The sequence below is a fragment of the Rhodococcus sp. 66b genome (genome assembly GCF_002076325.1).
Classification (GTDB): Bacteria; Actinomycetota; Actinomycetes; order Mycobacteriales; family Mycobacteriaceae; genus Rhodococcus_F; species Rhodococcus_F erythropolis.
In genome coordinates this window covers 37,385-53,957 of the sequence record NZ_MUZB01000024.1, presented here as the reverse complement: position 1 = coordinate 53,957, position 16,573 = coordinate 37,385, and the positions used below count along the sequence as shown (strand labels likewise).

The following is a 16,573-nucleotide window of genomic DNA, read 5'->3' as shown; positions in this document are numbered from 1 at the left end:
CACTCGCAGAAAACATTGTCGAGCACCACATGCCGTGCCCACGAGCAGCATTTGTGAGATCGGCGCAACCGTCGTTCGGATTATCCTTGCCGCTAGGTATCCTGCCTCTCACCCGACTCGCGCCGCGGCAGCAACCTGACAGCACTGTCGGAGAGGCCGCTTGCCGGGTCGTCTATGATTCCCCCGGGCTTCGGTGACCGGCATCGCAGCGGTGGAGAGGTTCATGGCAACGACGAAGCAGAAACTCGGTTGGGGACTAGGCGCTGTGTTGGTGCTGGCGATGTTCGGCAGTTGCATCAACGACGACGGTCCATCGACCAACTCGATCGCAGCGCCCACGACCTCCGCTCAAGCGTCGCCCACGACAACCTCTGCGGTACCGATCCCGGTACGAAAGCGAGTCGAATGGGAAGGCACGGTCCTCGACTACGACGCAGCCGGATCCGGCCCAGGCCTCTACATCGACATCGACGGAGAACGAACCCGCGTCGACATCAACCACGTCGGCGCAGTGACCTGCGGCGGCTACACCGCCTCCGACTCGAATCGCGCGGTGACGAGGCAGCGGTTGACCGAACTTGCACCGATCGGAACCGCCGTAAGGGTCGTGCGTTCCATGCCCCTCACACCTGGCGGATACGTGTACATCGCAGGATCAGCCGACACCACTAATACCGCAACTGCAACGGAACCGACCACCACGGCCGGGTCAACGACTGCGTCAACAACGGCATCGGCCAGCACCACAACGACCACAACAGAAAAGGCGTCGCTATCGGCCACCACGACCGCTACCCCATCGACTGCGAACACCTCCACCGATACCGAAATCCTGCTCAACGAACTACTTCTCGCCGAAGGTCTGGGCACCCTGGACATGCCGGCATCAACCTGTCCGTCCTGTCCACGACATCACTCGATCAACAGCTCGCGACAGCCCGACAATCCAATAACGCAGCCCCGAACTCGCTACGGTGGCCGGCATTGTTCACCGCGTACCAGAACGCTTGGGACAACCGGATCGGATTGCAAGCGCAATGCCGAGCCGACGACGATACCGCGATCATCAAAGCCGAACAGAGAACCGAGCTCGATCGGCTACGGGCCGGTCCCGACGGGGTCCTCTACACCAGCGACGACGATCGCACGACATACAAGTTCGACGACAACGGAAACATCTACGCCGACACCCCCACCTACAGCAACAGTGGTGGCGGAGGAAGCGGCGGGGGTGGTGGCGGCGGGTTCTGCCGTAGCCGCTGGTGCTGACATCACCGATTCCCTGGAGAAGATCTCGAAACCTCTTGTCCAGGAACAGAAAATTTGGGTGAGTGACTGGTCTATAGGCATTGACTGGACACTCACGAAACGCCCCCTCGAAGCAGCACCAGTCTTCGGTCACGACAATCCCATCCACCGGCATTCACGATTTTCTGCCGGAATCAGACTCATGTCCGATTCCGGAGCTAAACCGACTGAAGCCGTGGTCGGTTCGCGGGTCACTGCAATCCCGACTTCCGGATAGCGGTCCAGTGAAACCGAGCCGCGGATCGGGGCCGTGATCGACGACTACGCCGATACAGTCACCGACAACTCAGGTCTGGGGCGGGATTGGGCGCCGGTGCTGCGGTGGGCGATCACCCTCGACGACGGCCGTCTGGTTTTCGCCGCCGAGGACGGTCTCAAGCTCGCCTAAATCTATGCGCCTCATCGAAGAATCACAGGATGCAGGTGCGGTGCGGGCCGAGTATCAGTGAGAAAAGACGCTGCTCACCAGCCTCAGTGTGCGGCGTCGAATGCATCTATGACGTCGGCTTTGATGCGCCCACGTGGAGAAACGTCGAAGCCGTTCTTACCGGCCCACTCCCGGATCGCGTGCAGTTGCTCCGCTGACCGACCAGACCCCGATGGCTTGCGTGCGGTCGAGGTTGTCGTACGGGCCTTGCCTGCCGCGGAGACTTTCTCTGCAGACTTGATATACGGGGCGAACGCCGCTTCGATCTTGTCGGCATTTGTAGGGCGTAGATCGATCCGATAATCGGTGCCCTGATAGGAGAAAGTGACCTGATGGCCCAATCCGGTGTCGATGGGTTTTCCGTCGAGATCGTCGATGAGTTGGCGAATCACTATTTCGGCCACAGGAGTCCTCTTCGTTGATTTGCTGAATGGGTATGGCGTTCATGTTATGTGCAATATCAGGCAGTCGCGCCGACTCTACCGACCACGGTCATGCCGTGCCGTTGGACGTGTGTCCTTCGAGGCGATCACGTCGGCGGCAGCGCTGGGACCAACTCCCCCCGAGCGCTCGCCCGATACTTCCCTGGGTCGGGCCTAGGTCCACGCACAATAGGGTTGGGGCGCAAGTCATTCGAAATGGCATCCGCGTCTAAATCCTTTCGCTGGTACGCGAACATGTCGCCTTGCCGTGGCAAGTTTGAGCGCAATTCCATCGGACGCGGAGTAAGAAAAGCCGATGTGCGCAAAGGCTGGCACTCCTATCCAATCGATCGCCAGACCACTTCTGTCCAGTCCGAATCGGACGGCATCACATATGCAGGCCACTGGGCGAGCGCAACGAAATCAAGGTCCTACACATGTAGGAACCTCTTCCGGTTTCACTCACCCCGCAAGACTGCTTTTCAGACCCCGTTCTCGCCTTACAGACAGTCGGCCACGAAAGATCAGGTATTGGCCGTTCGTCAACAAGCAGAGGACGCCAGCGCAGAGAGTGTGATGCCCCCAAGACAACGAACGCCGAAGCCTCGCAACCACCTACCGTGCCGAACATGACCGAGAGAAACGCCGAAGATAGTCGCTGCTTGCGAACCGCACCCCGGTTTTCCAGTCGTCAGGGCTCGAACGGCAATAGAAGTTCGGATTCGAGTTCCAACCTCCAGTACGGATCATCGGTGCGCGTTCCGAATTCCGCGCCTTGAGGGCTGCTTTCCAGGATCTGCGCGTCTTCGCCGCCCACCGCAGAAATCACCGCAGACGATTGATTCTCACGCGGATCGAACACAACTTGGACTTGCACCAGATCGGAGACCCGGATCTGTCGTTGCGCAGGTTCACCGGCGTTGTACGCCTCGGCGAATGCTCGGGCCTTTCCTTGGTCATCCACGAGAGTGGCAGAGAATCGCCCATCGGTCACTACCGCGCTGCCCGATGCGGACTGTCCGTAGTGCTTCTCATCGCCAAATCCGAAGTATTCGATTCGAGAGAGTGTTATCACCAATCGAGCTCCGTCTGGTAGCGAAGCAGAACCGGACACGTTCACCGTCCGACCCTCCGCAGCGACGGCGGCAGTCAACAGGACAGGTGACGCGCCGGCAGCCGCTGAAGGTTTTCCGGCAGCAGGCGTCGTCGGGTCGTCTCGGACAAGGGGGCAGAAGTCGGTACGGGCATAGTCATTAAGCCGCTGAGCATCCGATAATTCTGCGCCACTGAACAAGTCTTCATTGAGCGAGTTTTCCCACGACGTTTCGCCACCACCGATATCTCGGCAGAGCAGCACGATCACGTAAGCGAAATCCTCGCGCTGTTCCTGATTCATCGGAACCGACGTGCTGATTCCGTACCCGACTTCGTCACCGACGATCCCGAGATCTGTCACCATCCCTGGTGTCACGCCGGCGCGCTCGAGTGCCGCGCGCACAGTACCGTCACTTTCCGCGGAAGTTGTTGGGGAAAAAGAATTTTCGCTGTTGGTTCCGGCTGGAGCGGTCGAACCCTCCTGACTGTGTCGATCTTCGACTCGGGTCGTCGACCACGCGTTGAGGAGGTACGCCGCAGCTACGACCGCGGCGGCCAGCCACAGGAGCCCTCGCCAGTTGACCTTTCCCTCGGACGCGGGGGACGAGGCGTGCTGCGCAACGTAGGCAGGATTCCTGTCCCACCCCCGCCTCTGCTCATTCCACAACCATTCCCGTTGTGGTCGCTGTCCGCCGGGACTCTGCTCCGCGCTCATGAATTCCGTTCCGTCTCCAACGCCCACTGATTCCTTGAGGGCCATGTTATTTCTTTACGACACAGTGTTCCTATTCGGCGAATGATGCCATTGTCGACTTACTGCAGCTGCGCGAAGGCTGATATTGGTTTTAGAGCGTTCGGGTCGAAATCCGGTAAAAACGGCGTTCGCCCAGTGAGCCTGCCGATGACATGTCCATCGGCATGCGCCCACACCGTACGGTCTCCATTTACCTAAGCTCAGCCCGGCGCAAACATGAAAGTTTGATTGGAGTGTCGGCATCTTTCGGTAATGTCTTCCCCCTTTCGGTAATGTCTTCCCCGTTGTCTCCATTCGCGCAGAGGAAAAACTCTTGACCGATGTCTCCGCAGATCAGATTGCTCGCGAACTTCGATTGACCCCAGAGCACATGCTCACGTTGCGGGCCCTGCAAGCGCGGATGCTGCGCCGCGATTGGGAAGACGAACGCAAACCCAGCGCCCGCAGCACAAAGCAGGATCGACTGCAGCGTTTCGTCGCCGCCGCAATCAACGAGGTGCTCACCTCCGGTGCGCTACCACCAGCACTGGCAGAGGAATTGACTACCGTCACACACAAGCATTTTCTCGACCAACTCCACGGGCTCACCTCACTGGCACCCACGCTCGCGCAGAAAGTACACCCTCGATCCGCGTCGGTGGTGATCCTCGCCGAACTCATCACCTTCAGCCCCTGGACCGACGCAACGACATGGGGACCCGGAGTACGAAAGACCGAACTCCGCACTGCTGCTGACGATCTCACCGCTCTACGCAAAACTGATCTCGACGCGATGACAAACGAGTTCGAAAGTTTGATGAAAGCGTTGCGCCGCAAGTCGATCAAGTGGGGCAGGGTCGCCGCAGTCTCCGTCATCGGAGTCGGTGCCGGCGCTCTCACTGCCGGGTGGGCGGCTGCACCGATCGGTGCAGCCATCGGCGGCACGATGGGACTGACCGGCGCGGCTGCGGTCTCCGCAGGGTTGGCGATGCTCGGCGGCGGATCCCTCGCGGCCGGCGGATTCGGCGTCGCAGGCGGGACACTTCTGCTGACCGGTGTCGGCGGTCTCGCCGGCGCCGGTATCGCTGCCGCCGGTGTGCGATACAGCCCGTTGGGTTCGCAAGCGATCGCAGGTGAAGCCGTCAAACTCGACCTGGTCGCTCGCATGGTCCTCGCCGATGCACCGGACCGGGACGAGAAGATGCGGCGCGTCGTCGAAAGCCTTCAAGAGCGACTCAACGACGTCACCGACCGCATCGGGCTGCTGGTCGAGACGATCAACACTCTCAAGCAGGAAAAAGCAGCCACCTCCGCGGAAAACACCGAATTACGCGCTCGGGTGAGGGACCTCGAAGCCGAACTGATCGAGACCAAACAGGCGCAGACGACCCTGGAGTTGGTTCGTGAGCGTCTACCCGAGAAGATCATCGCGTGAGCGAGGATATCGAGCGCAATCTCGACACACAGTCACGTCGACTCGGCGACATCGAAAACCTCATCCGGGCAACTCTCGACGATCAGGAATCGGCGGTATCGCTCGAACATAGTCCCCGATATCAAACCTATGACGAACTCACGACATTCAACGACGACCTTCGCGGACGACGCGATTGGACCGACGTCGATCTCGACGCGGCACTGTCCGAGGCGCAACGTCAGGCATTCGAGTTGTGGCAGCAGAAGCATCGTCTCACCTGGTCCGCCTCCGACCTCGTGGCTGTCGGGGCTGTCGGTGTCGTCGGGATGATGTGCACTTGGTTCGATGCCTCGATCGACGGCTCCATCCGAGATCGACTCGCACTCCTCAAGTCCTCCGGCATCGTCAGTGGGTGGGAGAAGGCCGGCAAACGACTCCCGATCGATTACATGGGGCCGGGTTTCGGGGGACGCGCACATCGCGTCAAAGGCGCTGGCCATGATCTCGCGCGGCCGATCGAGGCGATCAGACAGATCATGGCGGGTGAATTCAGCGGTACCGCATGGCATACCGGCGTCGCTAGTCGGGTCGTCGTCGGAGACAAGTTCCAGGATGTCGATTCCGCGTCGGAGGCGGCTCTGCGGTTAGCTCAGCATCTCCTTGCGGACGTGATCACCCCGATGAGTCTTCCGATTCCCGGTATGTCCTTTCTCTACGAGAGCGACAGTAAAGCGCTGCGCGATTTCGCGCTCCACGCCTACAACGGTCTCAGTGCAGGCAGCGGATGGAACGTACGAAACGGTATCGCGTTACCCGCAATGACCGTCCTGGTCACAGACATTTTGGTACGCACCTACGTGCACCTCGACGTCTACCAGCAGACCGGCACCGCTCGGTTGGATCTTCCGCACAAGCGCCGACGAAACGAATTACTCCTGGCGTCGCACAGCCTCGTATCAGCTATTTCGCTGGGAAAAGTCGCGGCCCAAATCACCGCTCACTGTGTCGCGGGAAACTATGTCCGCGCCGTGCATCCCTCGCACATCCGGCACGCGAACATTCCCGCGCTTCTGCGCACAGGCGCACTCGCCAGCACTGTCGTCCACGACGCCTACCGAGCCTCCAAAATCCCCTCCGCCCGTTCGTGGGACGAACTGGTCACTGATACCGCCCAGCCATGGCAGCTGGACCTCGTGGATGGCATCGAAAGGCTTGGTCGTTCGGAAGTCCTTACCGCGCTGGCGTCCCTCGACTAACCTCACCAACCGAACTGCACGGACTCCGAGATCAGAAAGCGTCCGAGAACTCATTAGGTTAGGGCGAGGCGTCGTGTCATGAGCGCGATCATGGCGAGGTGGATCATGGCTTCGTGGTCGTCGGGTCTGGTTTCGTAATCACGCACGCAGCGGCGGTTTTTGCTGATTCACGCGAAACTCCTCTCGACCACCCAGACGTGGGGCCGGACATGAAACCCGGTGCTGCCGGGGATCCGTTTGATGACCTTAATCCGAAGGGCGAAAACCTGTTTCGCCCACCCGACCAACCGTCCTGGGTAGCCGCCGTCGCCCAAACCAGTGTGATCGTGGAGAATGCGCCGCGCAGGACCGCCAGCACCCGGTGTGCGGCGTCGAGGTCCTGGATGGAGGCAGCGGTGACGATCACCGCGAGCGACAGACCGTTGACGTGCGCATTCGGGCACGGACTGCATTGATACCGTCGTCGTACGAATCCACATAGAGTCCCGAACCCGGCACGTATCGTGAGTCCAAGGCGGCGTGATCGTGGGCCATGAACACAACATCGGGACGTCCCCCGTTGTACCGGCTGTAGACGGTGTAATTCCAGTCGTCGGGTGCGTAATCGTCGTTCCACTTCAGGCGGGCCACAGGGACGAATCCAGCCTCGGAGTAGATCCTCGGTAGGGCCGTGTCGAAACAGTCCAGTCGTCGTCCGCCTTGCTGGACGGCAACGGCGAGCATGGATTTCGCGGCGCTTGGATATTTGCCGTCCCGATGTGAGAAAGCAGAGACGATTTCGTCATCGTTGAGTGCGATGCCGGAACGGCCGTCGTCGGTCACGAACAGCCGCATATTTGCGTATTCGTCATCGCTGTAGACGTGTACGGATGAGGCGAAGCGGTTGCTGACTTTGAGCTGTTCCATTTGCTGCCGATAGAGATCGGCATCGGAGGACGCTAGCTCGTACAGGTCTGGAGTGCTGTCTCCTCTGCGTCGGAGCTGGTTAGCCCGAACGGTATCGAGCGTGTGGACCTGTGTGGGAACAACCTCGCGGTCACCGATCAGAAGCCGTGGGCTTCGGCTTCCTCGATCGCCAGGTCGTCCCATTCCTGTTCGATCGTCGCCCGTGCGTTGTCCGGCAGTTCCGGCGTCCATCCCCTGCGACGCCAGAATGCTTCGCGTTGCTCCTGTGCCAGGGTCGGTGTCTCGTTCTCGGTCATGGCTATTGTCCTTCGGGTCGCCGTGAGTGAATGCTGACGTTGCTCTAATTTGCTGTTGACGTAGCGCTTTGCCTGTTTCGAGGCGATGCTGCAGCTTTTCTCGCTTACCTGGATCGTCCTCCGCGCCGAGTTGATTGCGCAACTCGGTTTGTCCACCGGGGGTCGCGTCATATTCCGCGGACCGGTCGTCGAGGTTCGTTGTCGCAGCGTCCAATCGTTGCCGGTTACGGGTGACCGCAGGGTTCGCGTCGAACAACGTCTGGGCGGCATCGAACCTGCGGCGGGCTCTGTCGAGGCATGCTCGCACGTGCGGGGTGCAGCGGGGGCCGGGGTACTTCTGACACATCTACCGGCTCCCCCGATCCGCCGCATCGACGAGACGTCCAAGCATGGCTCCGAGGTTTTCGGCGGCGATGTCGACGAGTTCGCCTTTATCGGTGAGGTATCGGTCGCGGCGCAGTTCGATCATCACCGAGTACACGCGGGGATCAGTGATGTAGCGGTCGAGTGGTACGTACGTGCCGGAAAATGGGGTGTCCATTCCGATGTCCTCGAGTGGGGAGAACGCGGCGAAGGCAGCCTCTATAAGCCAGGGCGGCGTGTGGTGTGGGTCGGTGCCGATACACAGCGCGGGACGCTGCCCATCCGGGTGCAGCTCGTATGGCGACGGCAATGTCGGGTAGGAGTGAACGTCGATGATCACGGCACGGCCCGTGGCGGCGATGCGGTCCGTCACCAGGTCGGACATCGCGGCGGCGTAGGGATGGAAGTAGTTATCGAGCAGTGCATCTCGTGCGGTGTTGTCGGCGTTGCGCAGGACGTCGCCGTCGCAGGTACGGGTGTAGAACGCGCCGCGGCCGACGGCGTTGAGTTGTTCGCGCTCGTCGGGGAATCGTTCGGGATCGATCACCAGCCGCGAGAGGTCGTTGCGCAGTGTCCACGGCTGGGGTGTCACTGATTGCGCAGCGTGCTGTGCGATCACGTCGGTGTGCGCGTCGGTGATCTCGTCGAGTTCGGCGGCGAGTTGATCGTCGGTGACAGTCAGAGACGAACGGATCTCGGGTGAAATGACGCGCGAGGCGTGCGGGACGTGCAAGATGACAGGCGAGGATGCATCGCCTGCAATCAGTGTTCTCGTGTTCACGTAATCTCCTTGACAAGTGTGGAACTGGTGCCGGTCTCAGTTGATGACCTCGACGAACCAGCGACCGTCGAGCTCTTTGGCGGTGATGGTCTGTGGGAACTGTGCAGGCGGCTGGCCGGGACGCATTTCGGTGAGAGCGACGGAGTAGATACCGGCCGAGATCGGTGTGATGCGCACACAGTGGGTGGTTCCTGTTGGGACGGTGTCGATTCCGGCTTGAATCTTCTCCTTCGATGGCAAGGACGTGTCGGGGGTGGTGAGCTCACGGACGGCTGTTCCGGAGCGGGTGACGTAGTAGGCGTGCTCGAACGCTGCGATGACTCCGGCACCGCTCTTCTGGTCACCAGGGTCGGTGCGGCATGCGGTCGGATCGGTTTCAGCAGCGGCGGGAGCGGGCGGGGTGACGTCAAGGGTAGGCGCCGTTTCCGAGGTGTCTGTCTCGTCGGCGATCCTTTCCTGTGCGCGCTCGTCGTTGCCGGAGAGGAGACGTAAGACAAACCAACCGAGCAGCGCGATCACGACAATCAGGGCAGCTACGTAACGCAGGCGGGGCGATCGAGAATCCTTCGTGCGCGGCAGCTTCGGCGACATCGGAGGTGTGCCTGCAGTGCCTGTTGTGTCCGCGCCTGCGCCGTGGGGCGTGCCACCGAGTAGGTCGATCACTGCGGGGTGCCTTCTCGTGTTCGTCATCGCTGTCGTCCTTTCGGTGCTCGCGCCTGGTTCTGCAGTGACACGTGGACAAGTTCAGGGTGAGCGTCGCGTTGCCGCCCGCCCTGAACGGCTCTGATCATGCTGGCTATGCCGGAATACCCGCTCCGACTGCGTCGCTGATCAGCGAGGACGCCAGGCCCGGGGTCGCGTTCGTGAGGAAGTCTGTGAGCGCGGTGTCGACGTGTTCGATGATCTGCTCGCCTCCGGGCTGGGCTGCGACGAAGTCGCGGGCCTGCTGATCGATCGCAGGGGCAGCGGCGACGGCGTCGCGGACAGTGGTGGCCACGGCCTCACCGATCGGGCCGGAACTCTCCCAGTCGGTGAGCGCGTCCTGGGTCTGGGCGGTCACGGCGGGTTGGTCGACGTCGGGGACCGCGATTTCGACGGGTTCGCCGAGTTCACCTGCACCGTACGCGACGGCGGCGGTGAATCCTGCGATTCCTCCGCCCAGTCCGCCGAGTACGAACGCTGGTGCGCCGGCGAGGAGTGCGCCCGTACCGGCGCCGACGGCGGTTCCGACGAGACCACCTGCTACCCAGCCGATTCCGGGGACGAAAACGTTGCCCAGTCCGAGGCCGATGTTTCCGCCGACGGTCCCGCCGATCAGCGCTCCTCCGATGACGAACGGGGTCGCGAGGCCGATTCCTCCGGCGAGCGCTCCGGCAGCGGCACCGCCGACTTGGGTAGCGGCGTCGCGACTGGCTTTGTCGACGGGGACGCCGAAGGAGTTCCAGCCGGTGGCGACTCCGGATTCGATGATGGCGGTGGTGTTGTTGGTCCGTTCGAGGTCGACGTCGGAGACCCAGTTCGGTTGTGCGATGTGGAAGGTTCCGATGCGGAGGGTGTCGCGGGGGGCGATGATCGGGGCGACGACGTCGACGGGGCCGGGGAGATGGAGTTGGGTGTAGTCGGTCGGGGTGGTGTCGGTGTAGGTGGGTGGTGTGTAGGTGTTGGTGTCGTAGTCCCAGTTCGGTAGCGGCTGGTAGTCGATGTTCTGGTATTGCGCGGGTGGGTCGATCCAGTAGATGGGCTCGGTGGGGGCTGGAGCTTCTGTGGTCGGCGGCGGGGTGGGTTCGGTGGTCACGCCGGACTGTCCGCCGCCGTCGGTGATGCCTGCTTGTCCTCCTCCGTCGGTGATGCCGGCTTGCCCGGGCGCTGCGAGTGCCGGTGGTGCGAGCGTGATTCCGGCGGCCACTGCTGCGGCTGCGACGACGGCGATGGCGCTTTGGCGGGCGAGGGTGTGGCGGCGATGTCGGCCGTGTCGGTCTGCGCGGCGGGTTGCTCGGTTGGCGGCGGTGGTGTCGATACTCATGTGGTGCCTTTCGTTCAGGGGGTGCGGATGGATGCCAGGAGGAGCGCCGGTGTGCGGCGCCAGCTGATAAGGGGTCAGGCAGCGGCGCGGGCGATGAGATCGATGACCGTCGCGGCAACGACGGTCAGGGATTCGGTGGTGCTGCGCCGGAGCTTCGAGGGCGCGATGCGCTCGCCGGAAGCGAAGAGTGGCTCGAACGGCATCCGGGCGACCGAATGGACTCCGGCGTCGAGAAAGGCGTCGACAGCATCGATTTCGACCATCGGTGCATCTCCCGGTCCGTCGGTGATGACGACGATGGTCCGAGCCATCATCGCCGGGCCTACGATGGCGGCGAGGTCGAGGAGCATGCGGTGCGCGGCTGCGGCGGCGTCACGTCGGAGCGGGACGGGTACGAGGAGGACGTCCGCGTGGATGGTTGCCCAGTGCCAGCTGCCGGCGAGGCGGTTGTTGCCGGTGTCAGCGATGAGGATCTCGCGGTGCTGGGACAAGATCTGCGCCGCGGCGTGGGCGTCGTCGTAGCCGAGACTGGATCCGTGGGCGCCGTTGTTGCCGGCGACGATGTCGTCCCCGCTTGGTTGGCGGGTGAGGTACTGCGAGAGAGCCGAGGGTCGGATGCTGCCGGGCTCGGCTGCCTCGGCGGCGATCAGTGCGAGCACGTCGTGTCCGCCGCGGGGTGGGGCGCTGACGCGGTCGGCGAGGCTGCCGCCGACGTCGGCGACGTCGACGCAGACCGTGGTTGCGGCGCCGCGGTGTTCGGCGATGATCGCGTTCAGCCCAACCGCGAGTGGGGTTTTGCCGACGCCGCCTTTCGGGTTGGCGATGGTCACGATCGAGAACCCCGGGAGGGGGCCGGTGATGGATGCGATGGCGGCGCGTTGGCGCATTTCGGCGGACTCGGGTTTCGCGGCGATGCGGAGGTTGAGGATGGTGTTGAGTCGGCCGCGTAGTCCGGTGCGGGCGGGTTCCTGGGAGCCGGCCGCGATCTCGGGTGCTGCGAGCACGGATGTCGAGGTCGGTGTGCGCGCCGCGGGGACTGGCCGGGCATGAGTGACTACTCCCCCGGCTGGCGGTGAGTCACCGAGGGGTGTCACCGCCATCGTGACCGGTTCGTCCACATGATGATCCGGCCGCGTCGCTGGTGTGTCGGCGGGTGCGGGGATGGGTCCGGTGGGCAGCGATTGCGCCACCTTCCCGTCCGGGGCGACGGTGAGTTGGCGGGAGCGGCCCGCTTCCTGCACGGTGACCTCGACGGGTGAGCCTGCGTCGGCGGAGTGCTGTCGACTGAACTGTGCGATCACCGCGTGGATCGACTGCCCGTTGTCGGCGGACAGTTCCACCTTCTCGTCCCCTGCCCCGCTCACGAGTGCGGTTCGCTCGGAGGTGATTTCGATGGCAAGGGTCGACATCACGCGGTGGTTCCGGTGAAGGCTCCGACGCCGGAGAGTTCGGTGTCCATTTCGAGGACGATGGTGACGGCCTTGTCGAGGGCGGCCAGGGCGTCGTCGCGGGCTTTGCCGTCGGGGAGTACTTCGATGATCTGGCGGCGGGTGGCGACGGCTCTTTTGATTTCGTCGAGACGCGGAGCGGTCAGTTCCTGGTCTTCGCTGAGTTTCGGCAGCCATGTGGGGATGGCGTTTTTGAGGACGCGGCGTAGTTCGGTGATGACGGGGTCGCCGCCGCCTTTGGGGGCTGCGAAGGGGTTGCGCAGCACGGTGATGTCGTCGGCGGTGGGGGTGATCGATTGGGAGATGCGGCGGCTCATGGGCAGACCTTTCAGGTGAGGGTTGAGCAGGCGTGTCAGCGCAGTCGGGGCTGTGGTGTCAGGGCGCGGGTGCGGTGGTGTCGGGTTCGGGGAGCAGGACGACTTCGTGTGGTCCGTAGGTGATGTGGTTCTTGACCCGTCCGGCGCCGTGGAAGGTCAGGGTGGTTTCGGTGACGGCGCCGCTGTCTTCGTCGCGTATGACGGTGACCGCGGCAACGGTGGCCGGGCGTTCGTTGCCGCGGCCGTCGTCGACGAGGACGGTCATTCCTTCGGTGACCGCGGAGGCGGGTATCGCGTCAGCGAAGTCATCCCCTGCGTCGGCGGCAGGTGTGTCGTCGTGGTGGCCGAGGACGGTGGGCTCGGGAGCTCGGCCGTAGGCGCGGGCAGCGACGGCGACGGAGCGTTCGGATTCGATGAAGTGGCGCAGTTCGGTCGAGTAGAACGCGATGTGCGGTTCCTGCTGGGGCCGTAGCCCGTCGATGATCTTCTTCTCCGAGGTCGAGAGCTGGTTCCACTTGTTGGGGTGCGGGTCGACGTTCGGTGTCCACCACATCTGCGCATCGACGGGCACGCCGTCGTTCCCGAGGGCGACTCCTCGGCCAGGAACGGAGGTGTCGATCTCGCGGCCGATCTGCGAGTCGCCCCACAGCATCATCGCGCCGTCCTGCGAGAGGTTGCCGAGGGAGATGCGGGTGCCGAAGTTGTCGCGCGCGTTGCCCGAGGCGCCGCCGAAGAGGGACGCGTCGGGTCGTTGCACACCGAGCAGGAGCCGGATACCGGCCGAGCGTGCGAGGACGGCGAGATCGGCCCACGCCCCGAGTGGGTCGAGTTCTTTGAGGAGATCGCGGGTTTCGTCGTCGCCGGTTTTGGCGAGGCGCTGCCATTTGCCGGAGAGGATGAAGAACTCGTCGAGGACGGCGATCAGGAGCGGAAGTTGGGACGGCTCGATCTTCTTCACGTGGACGTAGTGGTTGCGGGCCATCATTTCGCTGTGTAGGGCACGCACGAGCATCGCGGAGCGGACTGCGTCGTAGACGATGGCGGCGCACCCGGGGTAGCCCTCGAGTCCGTCGAGTTCGATCATTTTCGGGTCAACGCCCAGGAACGGGATTCCTCGTCGCGATGCTTCGGTGAGCAGGGTGCGGATCACCGATGTCTTGCCGCCGCCGGTGGGTCCGACAATCAGGCAGTGAGGCTTGTTCGACTTGGTGGAAATGTCCCAGAACATGTTCACCTCCGATGCTGCCGTCGCGTAGGGCAGGTGACGCAGGTTCTCGTCGACCAATCCGAGAGGGTGATCGACGCGGGTGGGTAGTGGCGCGCGCAGGCTCATCAGGAGGTAGCCCTCTGAGGGAAACCAGTCGGTGGCCCAGGTGCGGCCGGACTCGTGCTCGCCGGCGAGGGCGGCGAGGGCTTCATCGACCTTCTTCTGGAATCCGCGTGCTCCGCTGGAGAGGGTGGGTGTGAAGGTGATCTTGAAGGCGGTTTCGACGTCGCCGTCGAGCGAGGCGACGCTCACGGCCGGCTCTTTCAGCGGTCCGTCTTTGAGGGAGTTCGCCAGTGCCTTGTGCCGCGGTGATCGGAGGTCGGGTTGAGTCAGCGTGCGGGTGATGCGGATCCGGTCGCGGTGGGCGTCGTGGACGACGGTGTAGGTCCACTTGCTGGTGCGCCTGCTCGCGGAAGCTCTTACTGCGGTGGTGAATTCGTCTAGCTCTTTCGGACGGATGATGGCGCCGCGGGCAAGGGTGATGGTGGCGTTGCGCAGGGTGGTGATGCCGGGTGGGTATCCGACGGTGATTTTGACCGGTGTGTGGCGGGTGCTTTGCCGGATTTGGGCGTCGAGTCCGGCGCGGTGACGGTGGGTGAGGAACCGTGCGATATCGCAGGCGAGCAAGCCGAGAGTGAGGGCGACGAGCGGCCACCGATACTCGTGGGCGGCGGAGACTGCGCTGTCGAGTTGAGGGGTCGAGAATTGTTCGGCGAGTTCGAGGAGTTGTGGCGCCAGAAACGCGAGTGTTGTTGCGATGACGGCGAAAGGCGCCCACGCCCTGTAGGGGCGCATGGCGGACTCCCCCGCGCCACTTGTTCGCGTGTGGGGTTTGTCGGATCCGAAGAGGTCGACGAGAAAGTCTTTGAGCGGGTCCTGCTGGCTTCTGCTCACCGTCGACTCCTCTCACTCGAATCCAGTCCACGACGGGCGTCGCGGGGGTGTGTGGGGTGCACTGTCACAGAGCGCGGGAAGCGATCTCAACCCGCCTGTGGATAACTTGTTTCGCGGGTGCGTGGCTGGAGCGTGCGTCACATGCCCCGAAGTGCGATACCGGGCGCGATAGACACCCTCCACCTCTAACCGCGGCCGGTTCTGGTTGTGGCGCTGCATATTACCGACCGAAGTACCCGCGACGGCATCGTTGCTACACCGTTTGGAGACTTGTTCAACCACCTACGCCACGGGCCCTATGACGATGTTCCTCTCGGGTGGTTTGTGTCTTCTTGCGCCACTGTTTGCCGGCCCCTTTCAGGCTCTCGAACGTCTCGCGTCGTGAGGTACAGAACCCAGTGCGCGAACACCTGAGAACGGTGTGGGCCACACCGCGGCAGGCGCAGCGCCAGAATGACCCGGCGATACTCCGTTCAGAACCCTGACCAGCAGTTGATTGAAATATGTTGGCGCGAAGCAATTTTGACAAGTACACTCCCCCTAGGCCCGAAGGGCCGGGGGAGTGACCCCGAAGGGGAAGAGTGAATCCCACCCTTGAATTCCACCTCTGCCCGCGACCTCTGCAGACACCCTCGATGCGGGGTTGTTCGAGCACGCGGTGCGCAGCCTGCTGCGTGTGCGTGCTGAACACGCTATGCATGCAGCGCATGCACACCACGCAGGCAGTGGCGACGAACGGTTCCTCGAACTTCTGATCATGGCCACGGCGCGGGTGCATTGAGCAAGTTCCAGCGGGGGTGACTCGCACAGCTGGCGGACACGTTCCGAAAATGGTTCTGTGCCAGGTTCTTCAGGCGGACGAAGACCACGAAGCACAGCGAGGGAGACACGTGTAGATCGCCACGGTCTGCGGCGGGTACGCCGACCATGCCCATTCGCAGCTCTCTGCCGCTCCACTAAAAGAACACTCCCGCCGAGGTCTGGGAAGTCTCCCGCGGACACCCGCAGCGAAGACCGTTCCGTGGCCGCGCTCCCCCTGCATTCGAGTTAGTTCCCTAGATCGCCGAGAGATCCCCGACGGATGAAACGCGACGCCAGAACACACTCCACACGACGACAGGCGCCAACGTTGATCGGCCGACGCGCCAAACTGCTGGGTCGAAAAGTTATCCACAGGTTGCATTGAAATTCCTACCACCACTCTTCTACGTTTCCGCGCAACCACATTCGTGGGGTCTGATTCACCACTGTGTTGGAGAGTGCTCATGTTTTCTCTTGCTTCCACCGTGATCGACGTGTCGATCCCGGCGACGCATCCACCGCTCGCCGCAGATGCGGTGACCCTCGCGCAGTCGACGGACGTCAATACCGGTGGTCTGCGCGCGTGGATCAAGGACAACATCGTCTTCACCATCCTCATCGCCCTCGCGTGTGTGGTTCTCGTCGGCGGGCTCAAGGGCAATTTGTCGCGGGTCTTCACCGTCGGCGGACTCGGGTTGTTCGGGCTTGCCTACCTCGGTATCGCGACATCGGAATCGGCGGCCACGGGGATCGGCAATTGGATTCTCGGGCTCTTCGGTATCTCGACCTAACCGCTGATGCCTGCGCAGAGAACATTCG

16 protein-coding genes are annotated in these 16,573 nt (G+C 62.8%); 5 read left to right on the top strand and 11 right to left on the bottom strand.

The genetic code is table 11. From position 1 onward, the window contains the following. Positions 1 to 525: 525 nt before the first annotated feature. Positions 526 to 840, bottom strand: a complete 315-nt coding sequence (locus B0E55_RS31590; protein WP_133053457.1) for a hypothetical protein — start codon at positions 838 to 840, stop codon at positions 526 to 528. 144 nt (positions 841 to 984) lie between these two features. Between B0E55_RS31590 and B0E55_RS31585 the strand changes: the two genes are divergently transcribed. Then, the gene (locus tag B0E55_RS31585) at positions 985 to 1,269 is read left to right on the top strand and encodes a hypothetical protein (RefSeq protein ID WP_133053456.1); all 285 of its coding nucleotides are present in this window, start codon (positions 985 to 987) and stop codon (positions 1,267 to 1,269) included. A 289-nt stretch (positions 1,270 to 1,558) separates the two neighbouring features. Next, positions 1,559 to 1,696: a hypothetical protein gene (locus B0E55_RS32350; protein ID WP_241896173.1), complete on the top strand. Its 138-nt coding sequence runs from the start codon at positions 1,559 to 1,561 to the stop codon at positions 1,694 to 1,696. An 83-nt stretch (positions 1,697 to 1,779) separates the two neighbouring features. Here the strand turns inward: B0E55_RS32350 and B0E55_RS29730 are convergent, their stop codons facing one another. Both B0E55_RS29730 and B0E55_RS29725 read right to left on the bottom strand, forming a co-directional pair. Then, positions 1,780 to 2,139 (bottom strand): histone-like nucleoid-structuring protein Lsr2, encoded by a 360-nt coding sequence (locus tag B0E55_RS29730; protein ID WP_080911049.1) that lies wholly within the window; start codon positions 2,137 to 2,139, stop codon positions 1,780 to 1,782. Positions 2,140 to 2,848: 709 nt separating this feature from the next. Then, entirely contained in the window at positions 2,849 to 4,012 is a 1,164-nt protein-coding gene (locus B0E55_RS29725; RefSeq protein WP_080911047.1) for a hypothetical protein, read from the bottom strand. A gap of 307 nt (positions 4,013 to 4,319) precedes the next feature. On the opposite strand from B0E55_RS29725, the gene B0E55_RS29720 reads away from it, so the two are divergent. Together B0E55_RS29720 and B0E55_RS29715 are read left to right on the top strand one after the other, a co-directional pair. Further along, positions 4,320 to 5,420, top strand: coding sequence for a hypothetical protein (locus B0E55_RS29720; RefSeq protein WP_080911045.1), 1,101 nt, complete (start codon positions 4,320 to 4,322; stop codon positions 5,418 to 5,420). Then, entirely contained in the window at positions 5,417 to 6,658 is a 1,242-nt protein-coding gene (locus tag B0E55_RS29715; RefSeq protein WP_080911043.1) for a hypothetical protein, read from the top strand. Before B0E55_RS29720 ends, B0E55_RS29715 begins: the two co-directional genes overlap by 4 nt. 402 nt (positions 6,659 to 7,060) lie before the next feature. On the opposite strand, the gene B0E55_RS29705 is transcribed toward B0E55_RS29715, so the two are convergent. From B0E55_RS29705 to B0E55_RS29675, 8 genes are all read right to left on the bottom strand, one after another. After that, on the bottom strand, positions 7,061 to 7,564 hold the full coding sequence (locus B0E55_RS29705) for a hypothetical protein (protein ID WP_080911041.1): 504 nt from the start codon (positions 7,562 to 7,564) through the stop codon (positions 7,061 to 7,063). 137 nt (positions 7,565 to 7,701) lie between these two features. Beyond that, positions 7,702 to 7,860 carry a hypothetical protein gene (locus B0E55_RS32035; protein ID WP_198538471.1) on the bottom strand — a complete coding sequence of 53 codons (159 nt, stop codon included), beginning with the start codon at positions 7,858 to 7,860 and terminating at the stop codon, positions 7,702 to 7,704. A gap of 346 nt (positions 7,861 to 8,206) precedes the next feature. Further along, positions 8,207 to 9,004, bottom strand: a complete 798-nt coding sequence (locus B0E55_RS29700; protein ID WP_080911039.1) for an N-formylglutamate amidohydrolase — start codon at positions 9,002 to 9,004, stop codon at positions 8,207 to 8,209. A 36-nt stretch (positions 9,005 to 9,040) separates the two neighbouring features. Further along, positions 9,041 to 9,694 carry a hypothetical protein gene (locus B0E55_RS29695; protein ID WP_080911037.1) on the bottom strand — a complete coding sequence of 218 codons (654 nt, stop codon included), beginning with the start codon at positions 9,692 to 9,694 and terminating at the stop codon, positions 9,041 to 9,043. Positions 9,695 to 9,800: 106 nt separating this feature from the next. After that, the gene (locus B0E55_RS29690) at positions 9,801 to 11,027 is read right to left on the bottom strand and encodes an insoluble domain protein (protein ID WP_080911036.1); all 1,227 of its coding nucleotides are present in this window, start codon (positions 11,025 to 11,027) and stop codon (positions 9,801 to 9,803) included. A gap of 74 nt (positions 11,028 to 11,101) precedes the next feature. Then, positions 11,102 to 12,436, bottom strand: a complete 1,335-nt coding sequence (locus tag B0E55_RS29685; RefSeq protein WP_080911034.1) for a chromosome partitioning protein ParA — start codon at positions 12,434 to 12,436, stop codon at positions 11,102 to 11,104. After that, entirely contained in the window at positions 12,436 to 12,792 is a 357-nt protein-coding gene (locus B0E55_RS29680) for a hypothetical protein (RefSeq protein ID WP_080911032.1), read from the bottom strand. Before B0E55_RS29680 ends, B0E55_RS29685 begins: the two co-directional genes overlap by 1 nt. Positions 12,793 to 12,850: 58 nt before the next feature. Further along, complete coding sequence (locus B0E55_RS29675) at positions 12,851 to 14,953, bottom strand: FtsK/SpoIIIE domain-containing protein (protein WP_080911030.1); 2,103 nt, start codon at positions 14,951 to 14,953, stop codon at positions 12,851 to 12,853. 1,265 nt (positions 14,954 to 16,218) lie between these two features. On the opposite strand from B0E55_RS29675, the gene B0E55_RS29670 reads away from it, so the two are divergent. Continuing rightward, a complete protein-coding gene (locus B0E55_RS29670; RefSeq protein WP_080911064.1) occupies positions 16,219 to 16,545 on the top strand; it encodes a hypothetical protein in 327 nt (108 codons plus the stop codon). Positions 16,546 to 16,573: the final 28 nt, after the last annotated feature.

Excerpts from the sequence above, each read along its gene's own strand:
- B0E55_RS29695 (WP_080911037.1), bottom strand. The coding sequence starts at position 9,694 with ATGACGAACACGAGAAGGCACCCCGCAGTGATCGACCTACTCGGTGGC.
- B0E55_RS32035 (WP_198538471.1), bottom strand. The coding sequence starts at position 7,860 with ATGACCGAGAACGAGACACCGACCCTGGCACAGGAGCAACGCGAAGCA.
- B0E55_RS29725 (WP_080911047.1), bottom strand. The coding sequence starts at position 4,012 with ATGGCCCTCAAGGAATCAGTGGGCGTTGGAGACGGAACGGAATTCATG.
- B0E55_RS29670 (WP_080911064.1), top strand. The coding sequence starts at position 16,219 with ATGTTTTCTCTTGCTTCCACCGTGATCGACGTGTCGATCCCGGCGACG.
- B0E55_RS29705 (WP_080911041.1), bottom strand. The coding sequence starts at position 7,564 with ATGGAACAGCTCAAAGTCAGCAACCGCTTCGCCTCATCCGTACACGTC.
- B0E55_RS29690 (WP_080911036.1), bottom strand. The coding sequence starts at position 11,027 with ATGAGTATCGACACCACCGCCGCCAACCGAGCAACCCGCCGCGCAGAC.
- B0E55_RS29685 (WP_080911034.1), bottom strand. The coding sequence starts at position 12,436 with ATGTCGACCCTTGCCATCGAAATCACCTCCGAGCGAACCGCACTCGTG.
- B0E55_RS29680 (WP_080911032.1), bottom strand. The coding sequence starts at position 12,792 with ATGAGCCGCCGCATCTCCCAATCGATCACCCCCACCGCCGACGACATC.